The following is a 20,967-nucleotide window of genomic DNA, read 5'->3' as shown; positions in this document are numbered from 1 at the left end:
TGCGCTCCGGATGAATATGATGATCTCATATCAGGAACTTGTTCGCACCTTCCCTTGCAGGCGATTAACCTGATACGCTAAGGGAGATGTTATGCAAAAGAAATTAAAAGTCGTGACCATTGGCGGCGGCAGCAGCTATACCCCGGAATTACTGGAAGGTTTCCTGAAACGTTATCATGAATTACCGGTCAGTGAATTATGGCTGGTGGATGTTGAAGAAGGGCAGGAAAAGCTGAATATTATTTTTGACCTGTGCCAACGGATGGTAGAAAAAGCCGGTGTGCCCTTAACCGTGCATAAAACCCTCGATCGTCGCCTGGCGTTGCAGGACGCTGACTTCGTTACCACTCAGCTGCGAGTGGGCCAGCTCAAAGCGCGTGAACTGGACGAACGCATTCCGCTGAGCCACGGCTATCTGGGACAGGAAACCAACGGCGCGGGCGGCCTGTTTAAAGGTTTGCGCACCATCCCGGTCATTTTCGACATCATCAAAGATGTGCAGGAGATCTGCCCGAACGCATGGGTGATTAACTTTACCAACCCGGCCGGGATGGTCACCGAGGCGGTCTATCGCCATACCAACTTCAAGCGTTTTATCGGCGTCTGCAATATCCCGATTGGCATGAAGATGTTCATCCGCGACGTGCTGGAGCTGACCGACAACGACGATCTCTCTATTGATCTGTTCGGTCTCAACCACATGGTGTTCATCAGAGATGTGATAGTAAACGGCCAGTCTCGCTTTGCTGAACTGCTGGACGGCGTGGCTTCCGGCCGCCTGACCGCTGCATCGGTGAAAAATATCTTCGACCTGCCGTTCAGCGAAGGGCTCATCCGTTCCCTGAATCTGCTGCCATGCTCGTATCTGCTTTACTACTTCAAGCAGAAAGAGATGCTGGCCATCGAAATGGGCGAGTACTATAAAGGCGGTGCCCGCGCTCAGGTTGTGCAGAAAGTTGAAAAGCAGCTGTTTGATTTGTATAAAGATCCGAACCTGAACGTGAAGCCGAAAGAGCTTGAACAGCGCGGTGGGGCGTACTATTCCGACGCGGCGTGCGAAGTGATCAACGCCATTTACAATGACAAGCAGGCTGAGCACTACGTCAATGTGCCGCACCACGGCCATATCGACAATATCCCGACCGACTGGGCCGTAGAGATGACCTGTATCCTGGGCCGTGAGGGGGCAAAACCGCATCCGCGTATTACCCACTTTGATGACAAAGTGATGGGGCTCATCCATACCATCAAAGGGTTTGAAGTGGCGGCCAGCAACGCTGCGCTGAGCGGTGAGTTGAATGATGTGCTGCTGGCGTTGAACCTCAGCCCGCTGGTGCATTCCGACCGCGATGCGGAAGGGCTGGCCAGCGAGATGATACTGGCGCATGAAAAATGGCTGCCAAACTTTGCCGCCACGGTTGAGAAGCTCAAGCATCAACACCGTTAAGAGGACGTGCGATGGAAAACCTGCTGATCGTCAATGCTGATGATTTTGGCCTGTCTAAGGGGCAAAACTACGGCATTGTTGAAGCCTGCCGACGGGGTGTGGTGACCTCGACCACCGCGCTGGTGAATGGAGAGGCGATAGAACACGCGGCGCAGTTGAGCCGTGAAGCGCCTGAGCTGGGCGTGGGCATGCACTTTGTGTTGACGCTGGGGAGGCCGCTTTCAGCGATGCCGTGCCTGACGCGTGACGGGCAACTCGGGAAATGGATTTGGGAACTGGCGGAGCAGGACGCGCTGCCGCTCGAAGAGATTGCCCGCGAGCTGGACTGTCAGTACAACCGTTTTGTTGACCTCTTTGGTCGCGAACCAACCCATATCGACAGCCATCATCATGTGCATATGATCCCGGCGATTTTTCCGCTCGTTGCGGATTTTGCTCAACGTAAAGGCGTGGCGATGCGTGTGGATCGTGACGTGCGCGGGTTGCCGGGCTTTGCCGTGACCACATCGGAGGGGTTCAGCAGCGCATTTTACGGTGAGGAGATCGACGAAGCGCTGTTCCTGAAGGTGCTGGATGATTCCGCAGCCCGGGGGGAACGGTCGCTGGAGGTGATGGCGCATCCTGCGTTTGTCGATAACACCGTCCGTAAGAGCGCCTACTGCTGGCCGCGCTTGGCGGAGCTGGAGGTGCTGACGTCGCCGTCGCTGAAATACGCGATTGCCGAGCGCGGGTATCGGTTGGGGACTTTCGGGGATCTTTAAGACAAAGCCCGGTGGCGGCTTCGCCTTACCGGGCCTACAAAACCAGTCGAAATGTAGGCCGGGTAAGCGCAAGCGCCACCCGGCTTTTTTTACGCCGGTATCTGGTCAATCTTGCTGCTACGCGACCAGACGCGGTGCGCGGCTAGCAGATCAAACAACCTGGTCATAAACGCGTCGTCGACGTTATCGCCTTCCACAATCCCGTCTTCACCCTGATCGGCCACGTTCAGGCGTGCTTTAAACTGTCGCGCATCACCGGAAAGGGCGATCGGTTTCAGATGCTTATAGGCTTCAAGCAGATAATAGACCGCGTCACCGTTGCTCAGCAGGCTGGCAATATCGCCGCACGGCACAATCACCGCGTCCACTGTCAGGGATGGCGCACCGGCAAAGGTGGCGGCAACCGGCAGCACTGACCCGTCATCGGCAGTCACTTCACCCATTCGGGAGTAGAGCAATTTGGCGTGTACGCCTTTGGTTTTCAGCGCCTGCATGATCCCCAGCACGTCGCTGGCGCGAGTTTTGTCGTTAAGCAGGATCGCCACCACCCGGCCTTTAATCGAGCCTCCCGGCACCGCGTACAGGCTGAGCGCCGGATCTTTTTTCACCCCGTTGACCTCTTTTGGCGGGGCAAGATTGCGTTGCTCATCCGTCAGCGTAATGCCGAGGTTATCGGCCACGCTCTGGGCGAGTTGAATATCAATGTGTGCCAGCTGATCGACCACGCGCTCGCGGATGTAGGTCCGCACAACCTTGCTCAGTTCGAAGCTGAAGCCGCCGATAATATGCTGCTGCTCAATCGGTGTCTGGCTGTTCCAGAACAGGCGAGGGTGGGCGTAATACTCTCCAAATGACGGGCTGCGCTCGCGGATTTTGTTGCCGTCCACACGTTCCTGATACGACTCAAATCCACCCCGTTTCGGGCCAGGAGGCGTTTCGCGCGGCCAGTTATCGTTGATGGAGTTCGGCTCATAGTTGGCCGGGTTGGTATCAATATCCTGACGATGCATCCCGTCGCGCTGGAAATTGTGGTACGGACAGGTGGGGCGGTTAATCGGAATTTCATGGAAGTTCGGCCCGCCGAGTCGGCTGATCTGCGTATCGGTGTAGGAGAACAGTCGCCCCTGCAGCAGCGGATCGTTGGTGAAATCCAGGCCCGGGACGATATGCCCGGGGTGGAAGGCCGCCTGTTCGTTCTCGGCAAAGAAGTTATCCGGGTTGCGGTTAAGCACCATTTTGCCCACCAGCTGAACCGGTACCAGCTCCTCGGGGATCAGTTTGGTCGGATCCAGCAGGTCAAAATCGAATTTGAATTCGTCCTCTTCCGGGATCAGCTGTAACCCCAGCTCATATTCCGGGAAGTCGCCCGCTTCAATGGATTCCCACAGCTCGCGGCGATGGAAGTCCGGATCGCGCCCGGTCAGCTTCTGGGCTTCATCCCACACCAGCGAGGCTTTCCCGGCGACCGGTTTCCAGTGGAAACGGACAAACGTCGCTTTGCCCTCGGCGTTGATCATCCGGAAGGTATGAATGCCAAACCCTTCCATGGTGCGATAGCTGCGCGGGATCCCGCGGTCAGACATCGCCCACATCACGTTGTGTAACGTCTCGGGTTGCAGGGAGACATAGTCCCAGAAGGTGTCATGCGCACTTTGTCCCTGCGGTATCGCCCAGTGGGGCTCCGGTTTTACCGCATGGACAAAGTCAGGAAATTTATGCGCATCCTGAATGAAAAAGACCGGGGTGTTATTGCCGACCAGGTCGAAGATACCCTCTTCGGTATAAAACTTGGTGGCAAAGCCGCGAATATCTCGCACGGTATCAGCCGAACCTGCGCCACCCTGCACGGTGGAAAAGCGCACAAACACGGGGGTGATCTTATCCGGGTCTGAAAGGAAGTCAGCTTTGGTGATTTCCTTCAGGCTCTTGTAGGGCTGGAAATAGCCGTGAGCGGCGGAACCGCGCGCGTGCACGATACGCTCCGGGATACGCTCATGGTCAAAGTGGGTAATTTTTTCCCGCAGGATGAAGTCTTCCAGCAGAGTCGGTCCGCGGGATCCCGCGCGCAGGGAATTCTGATCGTCAGCGATGCGCACCCCCTGATTGGTGGTCAACGCATAGCCTTCTCCGCCTTTGCGGTGTGGCTCGAGTGATTTTAGCTTCTCATTGCCGGTGTCCGGCGATTTCATGCTACCGGGCGCGGTGGGCTGCTCGCCAGGGGCTGAGGGGCCCGGTGAAGGGCGATGAGAGCCATCTTCAGGTGCAAGGGAGTCCATACCCGGCTGTGATTCTTCAGTGCCATGAATGGGTGATTGATGTGTGTTATCTTTGTTCGACATTGCACGCTTCTCCTTTATTCATTCCTAAAAAACCCTGTTAACTATAGAACAATGTACGGAAAGGGCAGGCGAACTCAGCTTTTTCAGACACCGCCTTAGTAAAAGAGGCGGTCCACCACACGCAAGGCGCGACGCGTGGGGGCAGGATCGGCTATCATAGAAATTTCCTGCTTTCAGAATGTGCTTTAATGAACCAGTCGCTTATGAAACCTCTTCGTCAACAAAATCGCCAGGTTATTAGCTACGTGCCCCGTGTCGAACCCGCTCCCCCTGAACATGCGCTGAAGGTGGATGGCTATCGCGATGTCTGGCAGTTACGTGGCAAATATGTGGCCTTTGTGCTGATTGGCGAGCATTTCCGTCGTTCTCCGGTGTTTACCGTGCCGGAAGCGGCCCAGCGGTGGGCGGTACAAATTCGACAGGATGAAGAAGTTTGAAAAATAACACGTATAAAAAAACCGCCTGACGGCGGTTTTTTTATTTTCAATGATTAACGGTGCGCCAGCTCGGCGTCCTCTTCACTATCCAGGATGGCTTTGTCGGTCTGCTTCAGCCACTGGCTGGTCAGCGTACCGGCCGTCATTGAGCCGCTCACGTTCAGGGCGGTACGCCCCATGTCGATCAGCGGTTCAACGGAGATCAGCAGGGCCACCAGCGTCACCGGCAGGCCCAGCGCAGGCAGAACAATCAGCGCGGCGAAGGTAGCACCGCCGCCCACGCCCGCAACGCCTGCGGAGCTAATGGTGACAATACCGACCAGCGTAGCAATCCAGACCGGATCCAGCGGATTGATCCCAACCGTTGGCGCAACCATCACGGCCAGCATCGCCGGGTAGAGACCCGCACACCCGTTCTGACCAATCGTGGCACCAAAGGAGGCCGAGAAGCTGGCGATAGACTCAGGTACACCCAGGCGACGAGTCTGCGCTTCGACGTTCAGCGGAATAGATGCGGCGCTGGAACGGCTGGTGAAGGCAAAGGTCAGCACCGGCCAGACTTTACGGAAGTATTTCAGCGGGCTTACGCCGTTCACACCCAGCAGGATGCCGTGTACGACAAACATAATGCCCAGACCCAGATAAGAGGCGACAACGAAGCTGCCCAGCTTAATGATGTCCTGCAGGTTAGAGCCAGCAACCACTTTGGTCATCAGCGCCAGAACACCGTAAGGGGTCAGCTGCATCACCAGACGAACCAGCTTCATCACCCAGCTTTGCAGGGTATCGATAGCGGTCAGCACGCGCTCGCCTTTCGGCGCATCGTCTTTCAGCAGCTTCAGTGCCGCCACGCCCAGGAAGGCAGCAAAAATCACCACGCTGATGATGGAAGTTGGGCTGGCGCCTGTCAGGTCAGCAAACGGGTTCTTCGGAATGAAGGAGAGCACCATCTGCGGCACCGTCAGGTCAGCGACTTTACCCACGTAGTTGGTCTGAATTGCGGTCAGACGCGCGGTTTCAGCTGTACCCTGAACCAGACCCTCGGCGGTCAGGCCGAACAGGTTGGTCACCAGCACACCCACCAGCGCAGCAATCAGCGTGGTAAACAGCAGCGTACCAATGGTCAGGAAACTGATTTTACCCAACTGCGTAGCGTTATGCAGGCGAGCAACAGCGCTCAGAATAGAGGCAAATACCAGCGGCATGACGATCATCTGCAGCAACTGGACATAGCCGTTACCGACAATATTGAACCACTGAATGGAGTCTTTCAGTATCGGGCTATCGGAGCCGTAGACGGCATGTAAGGCCAGGCCAAACACGACACCCATGACCAGACCCACCAGCACTTTCTTCGCCAGGCTCCACTGTTTGTGGCGCGCCTGGGCGAGAATCAATAGCAATATAACGAACACGACAATGTTCGCGATGAGTGGAAAATTCATCCCCGTTCTCCTGATTTATTATGTGGCCGGTTTTTACCGGTCCTGTTGGCGCAAGGTTAGCAGAAGTGTGATGTCGCGCTTATATCCAAATGGAATGGGTTATGACAAATGCGATAATTTTGCTGGTTTACTGTTCAATCTGGTGATGAATAAAGCGATTGAACTGAAATTGCAGCGAATTGATCATCTGAGATGACCAGCGCACTGCACTGTTTTCGGGCAATGTCTGCGGCATCCAGACGGCATAGGCGAACAGAGCCATGCACAACACGCGCTCAAGCTGATTCCCTTTCTGAGGAACGAGAACAGGCAGGCGGAAACGCCAGCGGCAGGGCCACAGCAGCGGCACGCCAGCAGGCGTCAGCATATCGGCGAGAATATGACTCAAATAGCCCAGCACCATGCCCTGAATGGCATCGGCGGGCACTATCCAGCTTTCAGGTACTTTTAAATAGAACAGCGTCAGCAGGGCAAACACGGCCAGCAGGCTGTGCGTAAACCCGCGATGGCCAAACGCACGGGCGATAGGTTTTGAGATCCACTTCAGGCGTTGCCCAAGAAAAGATTTAGGATGGTCGATGTCGGGCAACAGGCAGGTCAGCACGGCAGAAGGAACAATATGCCACCAGTCCCCCTGTGCAAGCACGGGGGTAAGCTCAGCGTTTTTGGCAAATACTGCGCACGCAATGGAAAAAAGCAGGTGGCCTTCCGCCGTCATGATAAAACCCAGGAAACTGTCAATTCATACAGTATAGGGTTTTTATACAGTAGGCGAAAGAGGTGACGGTGTAACTCTTTGTCACAAAGCGGGTCAACGCGCCAGCCAGCCCCCGTCGACGGCCAGGGTATGGCCGTTCACGTAGTCTGAGGCGGCGGAGGCCAAAAACACCACCGGGCCCTGCAGATCTTCCGGTACGCCCCAACGCCCGGCAGGAATGCGGTCAAGGATTTCCTGGCTACGCTGCTCGTCATCACGCAGCTGCTGCGTATTATTGGTCGCCATGTAACCCGGTGCGATAGCGTTGACGTTAATGCCATGCGCCGCCCACTCGTTCGCCAGCAGACGGGTGATCCCCAGCACGCCACTTTTTGAGGCGGTATAAGAGGGCACGCGGATGCCGCCCTGGAAGGAGAGCATTGAGGCGATGTTGATGATTTTCCCACCCTGACCCTGGGCGATAAACTGCTTTGCCACGGCCTGTGAGAGGAAGAAGACGGATTTCAGATTGAGGTCGATCACCTCATCCCAGTCCTTTTCCGTGAACGCCAGCGCATCTTCCCGGCGAATCGTCCCGGCGTTATTCACCAGAATATCGACGCGCCCCATCTCAGCGACGGCATGCTCCACAACGCCCTGAAGACTCGCCTGCTGGCCGAGGTCGGCCCGAATGGCCGTAAACCGTCTGCCGAGCCCCGTCACGCTGGCCGCTGTTTGCTCAGGCGCTTTACGGTTGACGCCCACGATATCGCAGCCCGCCTGTGCCAGCGCGATGGCCATGCCTTGCCCCAGACCGGTATCGCATCCGGTGACGATGGCCACTTTTCCTGAAAGAGTAAAGGTATCCAGTATCATTCGCGCCTCAGAAGCAGGTGATTGTCGTTCTGAAACTTAGAATAGGAGTCGGGCGTGAGAAATGCAACCGAAATGGAACGGTGTTTTATTTTATTTTCAGGCAGCACGAGGCTGCCTGAAACAGAGCGTTTATTCGCCTCGCAGGTGTTGCACCGTCAGGTCAGCCAGGGAGTTTAGCTTCACGTCGGCAAGCGCAAAACGGGGATCGTGTCGGCCCTCTTCAGCAGGAACGACAATGGAACGCATCCGCGCAGCTTTTGAGGCCACCATGCCGTTAACAGAATCTTCCAGCGCCACGCAGGTTAGCGGATCAAGACCGAGCTTAGCGGCACAGTCCATATACACCTGGGGATGGGGCTTACTGTAGGGGAGCTTTTCCGCAGAGGCCAGCGCATCGAAACTGTCACGCAGCTCGAACATGGTGAGCACTTTTTCCAGCATGTGCAGCGGGGAGGCGGAGGCCAGTCCCACCTTCAGCCCCTGCGCCTTGCACAGGGCGACAGCTTCACGGACGCCCGGCAGCAGCGGCCTGGACTCTTCCACCAGCGCAATGGCGCGGCTGATAATGCGGGCGGTGACCTCATCGCGATCCGGGCCCACCCATGGCTGATGGGCATACCACAGGTCAACCACCATATCGATACGCAAGCCCAGCGTATCCGGAAGTTCATGGCGGCGGCTGATATCGACGCCGAGGCTGGCCATGACGTCCAGTTCAGCACGATCCCAGAGCGGTTCGGAATCGATCAGTAATCCATCCATGTCAAAAATAGCGGCAAGAATTTGGCGCGGTGTCGACATCACAACGTCTCCTTATTAAGGGTGTACGACAGACGATACGTGCTAAGTACAATCTGCAATTTAGCATATTGCCTTTAAAGATCGGGCGAAAATGACGGTCAGGAGGTAGACTTAGCCACAAATAACGCGTCTTTATGAAGAGGAACTGATGACGTATCAACAAGCTGGACGCATAGCTGTCTTAAAACGGGTTGCTGGCTGGGTGATTTTTATTCCTGCCGTTATTTCTACGCTGATTTCTGTGCTCAAGTTTATGTACGATCACAGCGAAAAACAGCCGGGTATCAATGCGGTCATGCTTGATTTTGCGCATGTCATGATTGAGATGATGCGTTTTAACACGCCATTTTTGAATATCTTCTGGTTCAACTCGCCCACGCCGGACTTTCACCAGCAGCTGAATATCGGGTTTTGGGTGATTTATGCGCTGATCTTTATCGCCATGGCGTTACAGGCGTCAGGGGCACGCATGAGCCGTCAGACCCGTTTTTTACGTGAAGGGGTGGAAGACCAGATGATTCTGGAACAGGCCAAAGGCCCGGAAGGGATGACGCGTGAACAGATCGAGTCCCGCATCGTGGTGCCACGTCACTCTATTTTCCTGCAAATCTTTCCGCTCTATGTCCTGCCGGTGATCATTATTGTGGCGGGCTACTTCTTTTTCTCACTGCTCGGCTTTTTATAATCACAGGGTGGCCTGAGGCCACCCGTCCTGCCTTCATGCGGCCAGTACGCGCTCAAGCGCCCGTTGTGCGTTCACCAGATGCTCACCCCCAAACAGGATTGCGCGGTTCATCAGGGTATAAAGCTGATACACCGGCTGACGGTCGAGGAAGCCCTGCGGTAAGGGGGAGATTGACTGATAGCCGTCATAAATTTGTGGCGGCTGCTCGGGGTGCAGGGGCAGCATGGCGAGGTCGCACTCTCTGTCGCCCCAGTAGCAGGCCGGATCGTATATATACGGCCCATTGGGGCCCAGCGCGCAGTTATCGGACCACAAATCGCCGTGCAGCAAAGAAGGCTGAGGCTGATGAGAGGCCAGGCGCTGCTGTATATGCTCGACGATAGCATCAATGTTGCCAAATTCGAGGCCTTTCTCGGCGGCGAGCTCAAGCTGCCAGCCGATACGCTGCTCGGCAAAAAAGGTCGACCAGCGGCGTTGCCAGGCATTCGGTTGTGGTGTGGTGGAGAGATCGTTATCAAAGTCGAGACCAAACTGCGGCTGGTCGCTCCATTGATGCAGGCGCGCTATCTGCTGTCCCAGAATAAACGCATTGTGGGCATCCAGCGGACGGGCAGGGAGATATTCCATCACTAGAAAGCTGTAGTCGCGGTCGCTGCCCACGGCCAGCACCTCCGGGACGGTGACCGTTTTGCTGCGCGACAACAGTTCCAGCTGATCGGCTTCGGCGGTGAAAATCGGGAGCAACTCTCGCTCGTCGCATTTTACGAAGAGATCACGCCCTGAGTAGCGTATATGCCATGCGGCGTGGATCTCTCCGCCTGGCAGTTCGTTACGCAGTTCAATTTCACCTTCGCCCAGTTGTTCACGTAAAAGATGACTGATAGCCTGCCACATGATCTCTCTCCCATGTTGTCTGCCAGATCATAAAGTTAGCGCATAACTGCGGTAAAAAAATACGAACTAACGCACACCTGAGCGGTTTACCTTCATGCAGGGCACTTATTGTTCTTTTTTCTGCCAGGTTTCCCAGGTATCCACATCAATTTCGGCAGGTTTATCTGTCACGCTCTCAGCCAGGCTTTCCGCCAGCGCGCGAACCTCCTCTTCGCTGAGGGCGCTTATCAGACCGAATGCCAGCGTGCCTAAATCATGAATATTGCCTTCTTCATCCGTCAGCGTGAGCAGGAAATTGGCCCGGGTAAAGGCGTTGTTAAGCTCATTCAGCTCGGTCAGCGACGCTTCATGAATGTTGACGGTAACGACGTAGCGGGTGATGTCACCACTGCTCATAATTCACCTCATTGTTATCATGAAAGTTTTCTTAGCATAGTCGATAGTGTGTGTTTGGCGACTTTGCACTGCATTTCCCCTTCAGCGCGAAGGGGAAAGCGGGTTAATTTCGGGACAGGTAATCGACAATTTTTTGCGTATCGGCCAGCGAACACAGCCGCGTTCCCTGGTTGATGGTTGCCGCGCTACCTGCCGCCACGCCGTAGCGTGTCATCTCTAACAGCGTCGCGCCCTGCGCCAGTTTTAGCGTCATTGCCCCAACCATGCTGTCGCCTGCGCCTACGGTACTCTGGCTTTTCATCGGCGGCGGGACAACCTGCACTGACCCCGTTTCATCCACGGCCAGCGCCCCTTGTGGGCCAAGAGAGACCACCACGCGCCGCGCTTTACCCGTGCGCACCAGCTCCTGGGCCGCGCTGCGCACATCATCTGGCTGAGTGAGTTCGCGGTTAACCAGCGCGCTCAGCTCTTTCTGGTTTGGTTTGACCAGCTCAAGATTGCCTGGCTCTAATGCTGCCTGCAACGCCTCGCCGCTGCTGTCTACAATACAGCGGATGCCGCGCTGCTGTGCGGCCCGAATGAGCGCCGTCAGCTTTTCCGTACTGACACCGGGCGGCAGACTGCCGCTGATGACCAGCAGTGAACCGCTTTCAATCGTCAGCACTTTCTCTTCAAGCTGACGGAACTCGTCGTCGCTCAGTCTGGCGCCTGGCATCACAAAGCGATATTGCTCTCCGCTGGACTCCACGTGCACGTGCAGATTTTGACGTGTCCAGTCTTTGGCCTCGACCGTCTCCACGGCGACCTGTTCATCTGCCAGCAGAGAGACAAGATGTTCGCCGGTGGCTCCGCCTGCGGGGAATATCGCCGTGGCTTTCCCACCGAGATGGGTGATGGCGCGTGCCACGTTGATCCCTCCGCCGCCGGGCTCAAACACCGGGGCACTGCAGCGGAGTTTACCTTCCGGGTAAATCTGCGGCGTGAGGGTGGCGGAATCGAGGGAAGGGGAGAGCGTCAGAGTGTAGATAGAAACCATCATTACCTCCTTTTAGCGTGGGTTCCTTTTAGTCTGGCACCATTTGGCAGGAAGGCAATGTAAATAACAGTATGATTTTCAATATGAATAATGACAAAGCGAAGGCTAAGCGATATATAAAATAAAACGCATTTTGGGATCGTTCTTATTCAAAAAATGAAATAAGAAAACATTGCTATGTTATTTGCGGCTTTTTATAATTTGTTACCTTTCTCTGGACGCCTTGTCATTGATCCTCAAGAAAGTTTCCGGGACCGTGTGGTCTCTTTTTTTGTTGTACGGACTCCTTAATAAAATGAAGCTTTTGAAGACAGTGCCCGCTGCACTGATGCTGGCGGGTGGCGTGTTTGCGGCTATGAACGCAACCGCTGATGATTCCGTTTTTACTGTCATGGACGATCCCACCGCGGCGAAAAAACCTTTTGAAGGTAATTTGAACGCCGGGTACCTGGCGCAATCCGGTAACACGAAAAGCTCCTCTCTGACGGCGGATAGCACGTTGACCTGGTACGGTAACACCACCGCCTGGTCTCTGTGGGGAAACGCCAGCAACACCTCCGCTAACGATGAACGCTCCTCCGAGAAATACGCGGTAGGTGGACGTAGCCGTTACAACATGACTGACTATGACTACCTGTTTGGCCAGGCAAGCTGGCTGACTGACCGCTACAACGGCTATCGTCAACGCGATGTGTTCACCGCAGGTTATGGTCGTCAGTTCCTGAACGGTCCGGTTCATAGCTTCCGTTTCGAATTCGGTCCGGGTGTCCGTTATGACGAGTTCACCGACGGCGATACCAAAATGCAACCGCTCGGCTATGCGTCTGGCACCTACGCCTGGCAGATAACCGACAACACGAAGTTCACCCAGGGTGTTTCTGTGTTTGGCGCCGAGGACACAACGCTGAACTCTGAGACAGCGCTGAATGTGGACATCAACGAACACTTTGGCCTGAAAGTGGCCTATAACGTGACCTGGAACTCTTCGCCTCCAGAGACTGCGCCGGATCATACCGACCGCAGAACCACCGTTTCACTGGGCTATAAGATGTAATGCAGACGGGCCGATTATTTCGGCCCGTTTTTTATTTTCAGAAACTGTGCTGTTTTATATTAAACGCCGTTTTAAAATAATTGGTCCTCAAAAATCTTCTTAATTTCTTCATAATTCATCCTGGCCAGACCGCATTCTGTTTATTTGACACAAATTGATAATAACCAGGCGAGGCAAAAGGATGAACCAGCGTTATACTCAATACACAGGCATTTATTTGCCTTGAGAAGTATTGCATGTCTTCAGAAAGAGAATAATAGTATGAAAAAAATCAAAAATACTGCTGCAGCCATGGTGCTTTCTGCACTTTCGTTTGGTGTATTCGCTGCAGATGATGCCAGTCAGGTTGGAATGACTCACGCTTCTGACGTTGAAGCCGGGTCAAACATCGCGCCGGGCGCGCCGTCTACCGGTCAATCAATGAATGACGCGTTTGATGTACATAAACTGGTAGCAGGTGAATGGTCCTGACAGGTAATTGTGTACGCCATTATTCCACCTGTATTTCGCCTTGACGAAAAACAGGTGGAATATCGATAACGTGTTTTATTCCGTACGCCGTAGCGTCAAATTCCCGCTTAGCCCCAAATCATCGCCGCCCAACGCAATAGCAGCATTGCACCGCAGATGGCAATTAAGACCAGCACCATTTTCCAGTGTTTGACGGCAAATCGTTTAGTTGGCATAACCTAATCCTTGTCTGTTGATGCCTTCAGTCTATCAAAATACGTGCTGTCGGGGACAGAAGGTTATGCCACACCATCGGTTGGGCTAGAACCAATGAAATCTCTCGGCAAGGATCAACGCTAAACCGGCAGCAGAAAGTATATTCAATATCACTACGGTTCTACTGGATACATTCATGTGATGCCTCATGGCTGTGTCAGGACCTGTTCAAGAATAGCTCAACAATCGGGTATTGCGAGCTCTGGCAGGCGATCGTGCCCTCATACGTTCAAACTGGTCGCAGAGGGTGCATACGCCCTGTCATTAGTGTTACCATTAGAAAGCCTGCCGTAAACCGGCATTATTCTGATTTTGGCAGGTGCAGGATGACGAGCCAATTTGACGATTGTTGGTCAGATGGTGTCGTAATCTCTTGTTAAACTATGATTATTTTCTTTGTATATGCTCTTATGTGTGGGGCATCACTGCAAATAAGGATATAAAATGCCTGTAATTACTCTTCCTGATGGCAGCCAACGCCATTTCGACCACGCCGTTAGCCCAATGGATGTTGCCCTGGACATCGGTCCTGGACTCGCGAAAGCGACCATCGCGGGCCGTGTGAACGGTGAGCTGGTTGATGCATCCGATCTGATCGAAAACGACGCGCAACTCTCTATCATCACCGCAAAAGATGAAGAAGGTCTGGAGATCATTCGTCACTCCTGTGCGCACCTGTTAGGTCATGCCATCAAACAGCTGTGGCCAAACACCAAAATGGCGATCGGCCCGGTTATCGACAACGGCTTCTACTACGACGTTGACCTTGACCACACCCTGACCCAGGAAGATATCGACGCGCTCGAGAAACGTATGCACGAGCTCGCCGAAACCAACTATGACGTCATTAAGAAGAAAGTCAGCTGGCACGAAGCGCGTGAAACATTCGTGAAGCGTGGCGAGAGCTATAAAGTCTCTATTCTTGATGAGAACATTGCTCATGATGACAAGCCTGGCTTGTATCATCACCAGGAATACATCGACATGTGCCGCGGGCCGCACGTGCCGAACATGCGCTTCTGCCATCACTTCAAACTGATGAAAATTGCTGGCGCCTACTGGCGTGGCGATAGCAACAACAAGATGTTGCAGCGTATTTATGGTACCGCGTGGGCAGATAAAAAAGCCCTGAACGCCTACCTGCAGCGCCTGGAAGAGGCGGCGAAGCGTGACCACCGTAAAATCGGTAAACAGCTTGACCTGTACCATATGCAGGAAGAAGCACCGGGTATGGTCTTCTGGCATAACGACGGCTGGACTATTTTCCGTGAACTGGAAACCTTCGTGCGTTCCAAGCTGAAAGAGTACCAGTATCAGGAAGTGAAAGGTCCGTTCATGATGGACCGTGTGCTGTGGGAAAAAACCGGCCACTGGGACAACTACAAAGATGCGATGTTCACCACCTCTTCTGAGAACCGTGAATACTGCATCAAGCCAATGAACTGCCCGGGCCACGTTCAGATCTTTAACCAAGGTCTGAAATCTTACCGCGATCTGCCGCTGCGTATGGCAGAATTCGGTAGCTGCCACCGTAACGAGCCATCAGGTGCGCTGCACGGTCTGATGCGTGTTCGTGGCTTTACGCAGGATGATGCGCATATCTTCTGTACTGAAGATCAGGTACGTGATGAAGTTAACGCCTGTATTCGTATGGTCTACGATATGTATAGTACCTTTGGCTTCGAGAAGATCGTGGTCAAACTCTCAACGCGTCCGGAAAAACGTATCGGTAGCGATGAGACCTGGGATCGTGCAGAAGCGGATCTCGCCGTGGCGCTGGAAGAGAACGGAATTCCGTTTGAATACCAGCTGGGTGAGGGCGCCTTCTACGGTCCGAAAATTGAATTTACTCTGTATGACTGCCTCGATCGCGCATGGCAGTGCGGCACAGTACAGCTGGACTTCTCCCTGCCTCAGCGTTTAAGCGCCTCTTACGTTGGCGAAGACAACGAGCGTCAGGTCCCTGTAATGATTCACCGTGCTATTCTCGGTTCTCTGGAGCGCTTCATTGGCATCCTGACCGAAGAGTTCGCGGGCTTCTTCCCAACCTGGCTTGCGCCGGTGCAGGTAGTGGTCATGAACATTACCGATTCTCAGGCGGATTACGTTAAAGAATTGACGCAGAAACTACAAAATGCGGGCATTCGCGTAAAAGCAGACTTGAGAAATGAGAAGATTGGCTTTAAAATCCGCGAGCACACTTTACGTCGTGTCCCGTATATGTTGGTCTGTGGTGATAAAGAGGTGGAAGCAGGCAAAGTTGCCGTTCGCACCCGCCGTGGTAAAGACCTGGGCAGCCTGGACGTAAGTGAAGTGATTGAGAAGCTGCAACAAGAGATTCGCAGCCGCAGTCTTCAACAACTGGAGGAATAAGGTATTAAAGGCGGAAAACGAGTTCAAACGGCACGTCCGAATCGTATCAATGGCGAGATTCGCGCCCAGGAAGTTCGCTTAACAGGTCTGGAAGGCGAGCAGCTGGGGATTGTGAGTCTGAGAGAAGCAATCGAAAAAGCTGAAGAAGCTGGAGTAGATTTAGTTGAAATCAGCCCTAACGCCGAACCGCCAGTTTGTCGTATCATGGACTACGGCAAGTTCCTTTATGAAAAAAGTAAGTCTTCTAAGGAACAGAAGAAGAAGCAAAAAGTTATCCAGGTTAAGGAAATTAAATTCCGTCCTGGTACCGACGATGGCGATTATCAGGTAAAACTCCGCAGCCTGATTCGCTTTCTGGAAGATGGCGATAAGGCCAAGATCACACTGCGTTTCCGCGGTCGTGAAATGGCCCACCAACAGATTGGTATGGAAGTGCTTAACCGCGTCCGTGACGATCTGAGTGAACTGGCAGTAGTCGAATCCTTCCCTACGAAGATCGAAGGCCGCCAGATGATCATGGTGCTCGCTCCTAAGAAGAAACAGTAAGGCCTTCAAGCAGCAAAATCTGTGGAGCCTTCGGGCCTCATAGGTTTTGCTCGCCTATGTTTCGTTTATTTAACAATGCGAAGTGGAAGTTATTAAAATGCCAAAAATTAAGACCGTACGCGGTGCTGCTAAGCGCTTCAAAAAAACCGGTAAAGGTGGTTTTAAGCACAAGCACGCTAACCTGCGTCACATTCTGACTAAGAAAGCTACCAAGCGTAAACGTCACCTGCGTCCAAAAGCCATGGTTTCTAAAGGCGATCTGGGCCTGGTTATCGCGTGCCTGCCGTACGCATAAGTCGTTAACGTTTAACTTTTTTAACTTAGAATAGATACAGGAGAGCACACATGGCTCGCGTAAAACGTGGTGTAATTGCACGTGCACGTCACAAGAAAATTTTGAAACAAGCTAAAGGCTACTACGGTGCGCGTTCACGCGTATACCGCGTTGCCTTCCAGGCTGTTATCAAAGCAGGTCAGTACGCTTACCGTGACCGTCGTCAGCGTAAGCGTCAGTTCCGTCAACTGTGGATTGCGCGTATCAACGCAGCAGCACGTCAGAACGGTATTTCTTACAGCAAATTCATCAACGGCCTGAAAAAAGCCTCTGTTGAAATCGACCGTAAGATCCTGGCTGACATCGCAGTATTCGACAAAGTCGCGTTCACCGCGCTGGTCGAAAAAGCGAAAGCAGCACTGGCATAAGCCAGTTGAGAGAGGGGGCCTGGCTCCCTCTTTTCATATACCCGTCATACTTCAAGCTGTACCTGCGTTGGCTGCGTTCGTTCCGAATTATTTAGGGTATAACCTTATCAGAACATTGACTTTTATCCGTGCAGGCTTTTCAATAAGGTCTTAACGGTTTTTACCACACAAGGTAACGCAAGCATGAATGCTGCTATTTTCCGCTTCTTCTTTTACTTTAGCACCTGACTTCAGGAGGCTAGCGCGTGAAAGATGAAACGAAAAACAGCGCCAGATAAGCCTCCCGATGGAGGCTTTTTTTGTGCCTGAATTTGAGAGAATACGTCCACCAAATCGGTGTCTGTACCGACATAATGAGGAAAATCATGTCACATCTCGCAGAGCTGGTTGCCAGTGCAACAGCCGCCATTAATCAGGCCTCAGATGTTGCCGCGTTAGACAATGTCCGCGTCGAATATTTGGGTAAGAAAGGGCATCTGACCCTTCAAATGACTACCCTGCGTGAGTTGCCGCCGGAAGAGCGCCCGGCAGCCGGTGCGGTGATAAACGAAGCCAAAGAGCAGGTTCAACAGGCTCTGAACGCGCGTAAAGCGGCGCTGGAAAGTGCCGTGCTGAATGCGCGTCTGGCGGCAGAGACGATCGATGTTTCTCTGCCTGGGCGCCGTATCGAAAACGGTGGCCTGCATCCGGTGACTCGTACCATCGATCGTATTGAAAGTTTCTTCGGTGAGCTCGGCTTTACCGTGGCGACTGGCCCGGAAATCGAAGATGATTACCATAACTTCGACGCTCTGAACATTCCAGGCCATCATCCGGCACGCGCTGACCACGACACTTTCTGGTTCGACGCCAGCCGTCTGCTGCGTACTCAGACCTCCGGCGTACAGATCCGTACCATGAAGGAGCAGGAACCCCCGATCCGTATCATTGCACCGGGCCGCGTGTACCGTAACGATTACGATCAGACCCACACCCCAATGTTCCACCAGATGGAAGGGCTGATCGTTGATAAAAACATCAGCTTCACCAACCTGAAAGGCACGCTGCACGACTTCCTGAACAACTTCTTTGAGGAAGATCTGCAGGTTCGTTTCCGTCCGTCCTATTTCCCGTTCACCGAACCGTCTGCGGAAGTGGACGTGATGGGCAAAAACGGCAAATGGCTGGAAGTGCTGGGCTGCGGCATGGTGCATCCGAACGTACTGCGCAACGTGGGTATTGACCCGGAAGTTTACTCCGGCTTTGCGTTTGGGATGGGCATGGAGCGTCTGACCATGCTGCGTTATGGCGTGACCGATTTGCGTGCATTCTTCGAAAACGATCTGCGTTTCCTCAAACAGTTTAAATAAGGGCAGGACAGAACAATGAAATTCAGTGAACTGTGGTTACGCGAATGGGTGAACACCACACTGGACAGCGAAGCGCTTTCCAACCAGATCACCATGGCGGGTCTGGAAGTTGACGGTGTAGAGCCGGTTTCTGGCGCCTTCACCGGCGTGGTCGTGGGCGAAGTGGTTGAATGCGGTCAGCACCCTAACGCTGACAAACTGCGCGTCACCAAAGTTAATGTGGGTGGCGATCGTCTGCTGGATATCGTCTGCGGCGCGCCAAACTGCCGTCAGGGCCTGAAAGTGGCCGTGGCGACTGTCGGCGCTGTGCTGCCGGGCGATTTCAAAATTAAAGCGGCCAAACTGCGCGGCGAGCCGTCTGAAGGCATGCTGTGCTCGTTCTCCGAGCTGGGTATTTCCGACGATCACAGCGGCATTATTGAACTGCCGCTGGATGCGCCAATCGGCACCGATATCCGCGAGTACCTTAAGCTCGATGACAACACCATCGAAATCAGCGTGACGCCAAACCGTGCGGACTGCTTAGGGATTATCGGCGTGGCTCGCGATGTTGCGGTGCTGAACCAGACCGAACTGAACGCGCCGGAGATTGTCCCGGTTGCTGCTACCATCAGTGACGTCCTGCCTATTCAGGTAGACGCGCCTGAAGCTTGCCCACGCTACCTCGGTCGTGTGGTGAAAGGTATCAACGTCAAAGCGCCAACCCCGCTGTGGATGAAAGAAAAACTGCGTCGCTGCGGTATCCGTTCTATTGATGCGGTTGTTGACGTGACCAACTATGTTCTGCTGGAACTGGGCCAGCCAATGCACGCATTCGATAAAGATCGTATCGACGGCGGGATTATCGTGCGTATGGCGAAAGAGGGTGAAACCCTGGTTCTGCTGGACGGCAGCGAAGCAAAACTGAATGCCGACACGCTGGTGATTGCCGATCACGGTAAGGCGCTGGCGATGGGCGGGATCTTCGGTGGCGAACACTCTGGCGTGAACGATGAAACGCAAAACGTTCTGCTGGAATGTGCCTTCTTCAGCCCGCTCTCTATTACCGGTCGTGCGCGTCGTCATGGTCTGCACACCGATGCCTCTCACCGCTACGAGCGCGGCGTTGACCCGGCGCTGCAGTACAAAGCGATGGAACGTGCGACCCGTCTGCTGATCGACATCTGCGGCGGCGAAGCGGGCCCGGTTATTGATGTAACCAACGAAGACACCCTGCCGAAGCGCGCGACCATTACCCTGCGTCGCAGCAAGCTGGATCGCCTGATTGGCCACCACGTTGCCGATGCACAGGTCACCGATATTCTGAAGCGTCTGGGTTGCGACGTGACGGAAGGGCAGGACGAGTGGAAAGCCGTTGCGCCATCATGGCGTTTCGACATGGAGATTGAAGAAGATCTGGTGGAAGAAGTGGCCCGCGTCTACGGCTACAACAACATCCCTGACGAGCCGGTACAGGCCGGTCTGGTGATGGGCTCCCACCGTGAAGCCGATCTCTCCCTGAAGCGTGTGAAAACCATGCTGAACGACAAAGGTTATCAGGAAGTGATCACCTACAGCTTTGTCGATCCTAAGCTGCAGCAGCTGATCCATCCAGGCCAGGAGGCGCTGATCCTGCCAAGCCCGATCTCCAGCGAGATGTCGGCAATGCGCCTGTCTCTGTGGACCGGCCTGCTGGGCACGATTGTCTACAACCAGAATCGTCAGCAAAACCGTGTGCGAATTTTCGAAAGCGGTTTGCGCTTTGTGCCGGATAATCAGGCAAATTTAGGCATCCGTCAGGATCTCATGCTGGCTGGCGCCATCAGCGGTAATCGCTATGAAGAGCACTGGGACCTGGCAAAAGGCACGGTTGATTTCTACGATATGAAGGGCGATCTGGAAGCGATTCTCGATCTGACCGGTAAATTATCTGAAATTGAATTCCGTGCAGAAGCCATTCCGGCACTCCATCCGGGCCAAAGTGCGGCTATCTATTTAGCGGGCAAACGCATTGGTTTTATTGGCGTTGTTCATCCTGAGCTGGAACGTAAACTGGACCTGAACGGCCGTACCATCGTGTTTGAGCTGGAATGGAGTCCGGTTGCAGACCGCGTGATTCCACAGGCGCAGGACGTCTCTCGCTTCCCGGCAAACCGCCGTGATATCGCGGTTGTGGTCGCTGAAAACGTGCCTGCAGCAGATATTTTGGCCGAGTGTAAGAAAGTTGGCGTAAATCAGGTAGTTGGCGTAAACTTATTTGACGTGTACCGCGGCAAGGGCGTAGCAGAAGGTTTCAAGAGCCTCGCTATCAGCCTTATCCTTCAGGATACCAGCCGTACACTCGAAGAAGAGGAGATTGCCGCTACCGTCGCCAAATGTGTAGAGGCATTAAAAGAGCGATTCCAGGCATCATTGAGGGATTGA

The 20,967-nt window shown here is 53.9% G+C and carries 23 protein-coding genes and 1 other annotated feature; of the genes, 13 read left to right on the top strand and 10 right to left on the bottom strand.

What is annotated here, in order from left to right:
* Positions 1–91 precede the first annotated feature (91 nt).
* A complete protein-coding gene (locus HX884_RS10315; RefSeq protein ID WP_038979911.1) occupies positions 92–1,447 on the top strand; it encodes a 6-phospho-beta-glucosidase in 1,356 nt (451 codons plus the stop codon).
* Positions 1,448–1,458: 11 nt separating this feature from the next.
* Entirely contained in the window at positions 1,459–2,208 is a 750-nt protein-coding gene (gene chbG, locus HX884_RS10310; protein WP_013097018.1) for a chitin disaccharide deacetylase, read from the top strand.
* Between the two features lie 89 nt (positions 2,209–2,297).
* Here the strand turns inward: chbG and katE are convergent, their stop codons facing one another.
* Positions 2,298–4,547 carry a catalase HPII gene (katE, locus tag HX884_RS10305; protein WP_126347629.1) on the bottom strand — a complete coding sequence of 750 codons (2,250 nt, stop codon included), beginning with the start codon at positions 4,545–4,547 and terminating at the stop codon, positions 2,298–2,300.
* 188 nt (positions 4,548–4,735) lie between these two features.
* Between katE and cedA the strand changes: the two genes are divergently transcribed.
* Entirely contained in the window at positions 4,736–4,984 is a 249-nt protein-coding gene (gene cedA, locus HX884_RS10300) for a cell division activator CedA (protein ID WP_071829998.1), read from the top strand.
* Between the two features lie 53 nt (positions 4,985–5,037).
* Here cedA and tcyP read toward each other — a convergent pair whose 3' ends face one another.
* From tcyP to hxpB, 4 genes are all read right to left on the bottom strand, one after another.
* Positions 5,038–6,429, bottom strand: coding sequence for a cystine/sulfocysteine:cation symporter (gene tcyP, locus HX884_RS10295; RefSeq protein ID WP_013097015.1), 1,392 nt, complete (start codon positions 6,427–6,429; stop codon positions 5,038–5,040).
* Between the two features lie 127 nt (positions 6,430–6,556).
* Positions 6,557–7,147: a metal-dependent hydrolase gene (locus HX884_RS10290; protein ID WP_013097014.1), complete on the bottom strand. Its 591-nt coding sequence runs from the start codon at positions 7,145–7,147 to the stop codon at positions 6,557–6,559.
* A 93-nt stretch (positions 7,148–7,240) separates the two neighbouring features.
* Positions 7,241–8,002: a 2-dehydro-3-deoxy-D-gluconate 5-dehydrogenase KduD gene (kduD, locus tag HX884_RS10285; RefSeq protein WP_013097013.1), complete on the bottom strand. Its 762-nt coding sequence runs from the start codon at positions 8,000–8,002 to the stop codon at positions 7,241–7,243.
* Between the two features lie 129 nt (positions 8,003–8,131).
* Positions 8,132–8,803 (bottom strand): hexitol phosphatase HxpB, encoded by a 672-nt coding sequence (gene hxpB / locus HX884_RS10280; RefSeq protein WP_013097012.1) that lies wholly within the window; start codon positions 8,801–8,803, stop codon positions 8,132–8,134.
* Between the two features lie 148 nt (positions 8,804–8,951).
* On the opposite strand from hxpB, the gene HX884_RS10275 reads away from it, so the two are divergent.
* On the top strand, positions 8,952–9,488 hold the full coding sequence (locus HX884_RS10275; RefSeq protein WP_013097011.1) for a YniB family protein: 537 nt from the start codon (positions 8,952–8,954) through the stop codon (positions 9,486–9,488).
* A gap of 33 nt (positions 9,489–9,521) precedes the next feature.
* Here HX884_RS10275 and HX884_RS10270 read toward each other — a convergent pair whose 3' ends face one another.
* The 3 genes from HX884_RS10270 to pfkB all read right to left on the bottom strand — a co-directional run bounded on the left by HX884_RS10270 (position 9,522) and on the right by pfkB (position 11,814).
* A complete protein-coding gene (locus HX884_RS10270) occupies positions 9,522–10,382 on the bottom strand; it encodes a fructosamine kinase family protein (protein ID WP_013097010.1) in 861 nt (286 codons plus the stop codon).
* 105 nt (positions 10,383–10,487) lie between these two features.
* On the bottom strand, positions 10,488–10,778 hold the full coding sequence (gene ghoS / locus HX884_RS10265) for a type V toxin-antitoxin system endoribonuclease antitoxin GhoS (RefSeq protein WP_013097009.1): 291 nt from the start codon (positions 10,776–10,778) through the stop codon (positions 10,488–10,490).
* A gap of 103 nt (positions 10,779–10,881) precedes the next feature.
* A complete protein-coding gene (gene pfkB / locus HX884_RS10260) occupies positions 10,882–11,814 on the bottom strand; it encodes a 6-phosphofructokinase II (RefSeq protein ID WP_020688369.1) in 933 nt (310 codons plus the stop codon).
* 295 nt (positions 11,815–12,109) lie between these two features.
* Between pfkB and HX884_RS10255 the strand changes: the two genes are divergently transcribed.
* Together HX884_RS10255 and HX884_RS10250 are read left to right on the top strand one after the other, a co-directional pair.
* Positions 12,110–12,868: a YdiY family protein gene (locus HX884_RS10255; RefSeq protein WP_178328096.1), complete on the top strand. Its 759-nt coding sequence runs from the start codon at positions 12,110–12,112 to the stop codon at positions 12,866–12,868.
* 261 nt (positions 12,869–13,129) lie between these two features.
* Positions 13,130–13,339: a hypothetical protein gene (locus HX884_RS10250; RefSeq protein WP_023620708.1), complete on the top strand. Its 210-nt coding sequence runs from the start codon at positions 13,130–13,132 to the stop codon at positions 13,337–13,339.
* 107 nt (positions 13,340–13,446) lie between these two features.
* Here the strand turns inward: HX884_RS10250 and yniD are convergent, their stop codons facing one another.
* Positions 13,447–13,554 (bottom strand): small membrane protein YniD, encoded by a 108-nt coding sequence (gene yniD / locus HX884_RS10245; RefSeq protein ID WP_008500658.1) that lies wholly within the window; start codon positions 13,552–13,554, stop codon positions 13,447–13,449.
* Between the two features lie 85 nt (positions 13,555–13,639).
* Positions 13,640–13,732: a stress response membrane protein YncL gene (gene yncL, locus HX884_RS10240; protein ID WP_023620707.1), complete on the bottom strand. Its 93-nt coding sequence runs from the start codon at positions 13,730–13,732 to the stop codon at positions 13,640–13,642.
* A gap of 306 nt (positions 13,733–14,038) precedes the next feature.
* On the opposite strand from yncL, the gene thrS reads away from it, so the two are divergent.
* The 7 genes from thrS (at position 14,039) to pheT (ending at position 20,967) form a co-directional block, all read left to right on the top strand.
* Positions 14,039–15,967, top strand: a complete 1,929-nt coding sequence (gene thrS, locus HX884_RS10235; RefSeq protein WP_013097005.1) for a threonine--tRNA ligase — start codon at positions 14,039–14,041, stop codon at positions 15,965–15,967.
* 3 nt (positions 15,968–15,970) lie between these two features.
* Complete coding sequence (gene infC / locus HX884_RS10230; protein WP_023616141.1) at positions 15,971–16,513, top strand: translation initiation factor IF-3; 543 nt, start codon at positions 15,971–15,973, stop codon at positions 16,511–16,513.
* Positions 16,514–16,610: 97 nt separating this feature from the next.
* Positions 16,611–16,808, top strand: coding sequence for a 50S ribosomal protein L35 (gene rpmI / locus HX884_RS10225; RefSeq protein WP_001124225.1), 198 nt, complete (start codon positions 16,611–16,613; stop codon positions 16,806–16,808).
* A gap of 50 nt (positions 16,809–16,858) precedes the next feature.
* Positions 16,859–17,215: a 50S ribosomal protein L20 gene (rplT, locus tag HX884_RS10220; RefSeq protein ID WP_000124850.1), complete on the top strand. Its 357-nt coding sequence runs from the start codon at positions 16,859–16,861 to the stop codon at positions 17,213–17,215.
* A gap of 178 nt (positions 17,216–17,393) precedes the next feature.
* Positions 17,394–17,518 (top strand) — a sequence feature (Phe leader region).
* On the top strand, positions 17,399–17,443 hold the full coding sequence (gene pheM, locus HX884_RS10215; RefSeq protein WP_001386830.1) for a pheST operon leader peptide PheM: 45 nt from the start codon (positions 17,399–17,401) through the stop codon (positions 17,441–17,443). It overlaps the preceding feature by 45 nt.
* A gap of 62 nt (positions 17,519–17,580) precedes the next feature.
* Complete coding sequence (gene pheS, locus HX884_RS10210; protein WP_178328095.1) at positions 17,581–18,564, top strand: phenylalanine--tRNA ligase subunit alpha; 984 nt, start codon at positions 17,581–17,583, stop codon at positions 18,562–18,564.
* Positions 18,565–18,579: 15 nt separating this feature from the next.
* The gene (gene pheT, locus HX884_RS10205; protein WP_178328094.1) at positions 18,580–20,967 is read left to right on the top strand and encodes a phenylalanine--tRNA ligase subunit beta; all 2,388 of its coding nucleotides are present in this window, start codon (positions 18,580–18,582) and stop codon (positions 20,965–20,967) included.

The sequence above is a fragment of the Enterobacter sp. SECR19-1250 genome (genome assembly GCF_013391025.1).
Classification (GTDB): Bacteria; Pseudomonadota; Gammaproteobacteria; order Enterobacterales; family Enterobacteriaceae; genus Enterobacter; species Enterobacter cloacae.
The sequence above is the reverse complement of the archived record's forward strand: the minus strand, read 5'-3'. Positions and strand labels throughout refer to the sequence as shown.

Excerpts from the sequence above, each read along its gene's own strand:
- HX884_RS10315 (WP_038979911.1), top strand. The coding sequence starts at position 92 with ATGCAAAAGAAATTAAAAGTCGTGACCATTGGCGGCGGCAGCAGCTAT.
- chbG (WP_013097018.1), top strand. The coding sequence starts at position 1,459 with ATGGAAAACCTGCTGATCGTCAATGCTGATGATTTTGGCCTGTCTAAG.
- katE (WP_126347629.1), bottom strand. The coding sequence starts at position 4,547 with ATGTCGAACAAAGATAACACACATCAATCACCCATTCATGGCACTGAA.
- cedA (WP_071829998.1), top strand. The coding sequence starts at position 4,736 with ATGAACCAGTCGCTTATGAAACCTCTTCGTCAACAAAATCGCCAGGTT.
- tcyP (WP_013097015.1), bottom strand. The coding sequence starts at position 6,429 with ATGAATTTTCCACTCATCGCGAACATTGTCGTGTTCGTTATATTGCTA.
- HX884_RS10290 (WP_013097014.1), bottom strand. The coding sequence starts at position 7,147 with ATGACGGCGGAAGGCCACCTGCTTTTTTCCATTGCGTGCGCAGTATTT.
- kduD (WP_013097013.1), bottom strand. The coding sequence starts at position 8,002 with ATGATACTGGATACCTTTACTCTTTCAGGAAAAGTGGCCATCGTCACC.
- hxpB (WP_013097012.1), bottom strand. The coding sequence starts at position 8,803 with ATGTCGACACCGCGCCAAATTCTTGCCGCTATTTTTGACATGGATGGA.
- HX884_RS10275 (WP_013097011.1), top strand. The coding sequence starts at position 8,952 with ATGACGTATCAACAAGCTGGACGCATAGCTGTCTTAAAACGGGTTGCT.
- HX884_RS10270 (WP_013097010.1), bottom strand. The coding sequence starts at position 10,382 with ATGTGGCAGGCTATCAGTCATCTTTTACGTGAACAACTGGGCGAAGGT.
- ghoS (WP_013097009.1), bottom strand. The coding sequence starts at position 10,778 with ATGAGCAGTGGTGACATCACCCGCTACGTCGTTACCGTCAACATTCAT.
- pfkB (WP_020688369.1), bottom strand. The coding sequence starts at position 11,814 with ATGGTTTCTATCTACACTCTGACGCTCTCCCCTTCCCTCGATTCCGCC.
- HX884_RS10255 (WP_178328096.1), top strand. The coding sequence starts at position 12,110 with ATGAAGCTTTTGAAGACAGTGCCCGCTGCACTGATGCTGGCGGGTGGC.
- HX884_RS10250 (WP_023620708.1), top strand. The coding sequence starts at position 13,130 with ATGAAAAAAATCAAAAATACTGCTGCAGCCATGGTGCTTTCTGCACTT.
- yniD (WP_008500658.1), bottom strand. The coding sequence starts at position 13,554 with ATGCCAACTAAACGATTTGCCGTCAAACACTGGAAAATGGTGCTGGTC.
- yncL (WP_023620707.1), bottom strand. The coding sequence starts at position 13,732 with ATGAATGTATCCAGTAGAACCGTAGTGATATTGAATATACTTTCTGCT.
- thrS (WP_013097005.1), top strand. The coding sequence starts at position 14,039 with ATGCCTGTAATTACTCTTCCTGATGGCAGCCAACGCCATTTCGACCAC.
- rpmI (WP_001124225.1), top strand. The coding sequence starts at position 16,611 with ATGCCAAAAATTAAGACCGTACGCGGTGCTGCTAAGCGCTTCAAAAAA.
- rplT (WP_000124850.1), top strand. The coding sequence starts at position 16,859 with ATGGCTCGCGTAAAACGTGGTGTAATTGCACGTGCACGTCACAAGAAA.
- pheS (WP_178328095.1), top strand. The coding sequence starts at position 17,581 with ATGTCACATCTCGCAGAGCTGGTTGCCAGTGCAACAGCCGCCATTAAT.
- pheT (WP_178328094.1), top strand. The coding sequence starts at position 18,580 with ATGAAATTCAGTGAACTGTGGTTACGCGAATGGGTGAACACCACACTG.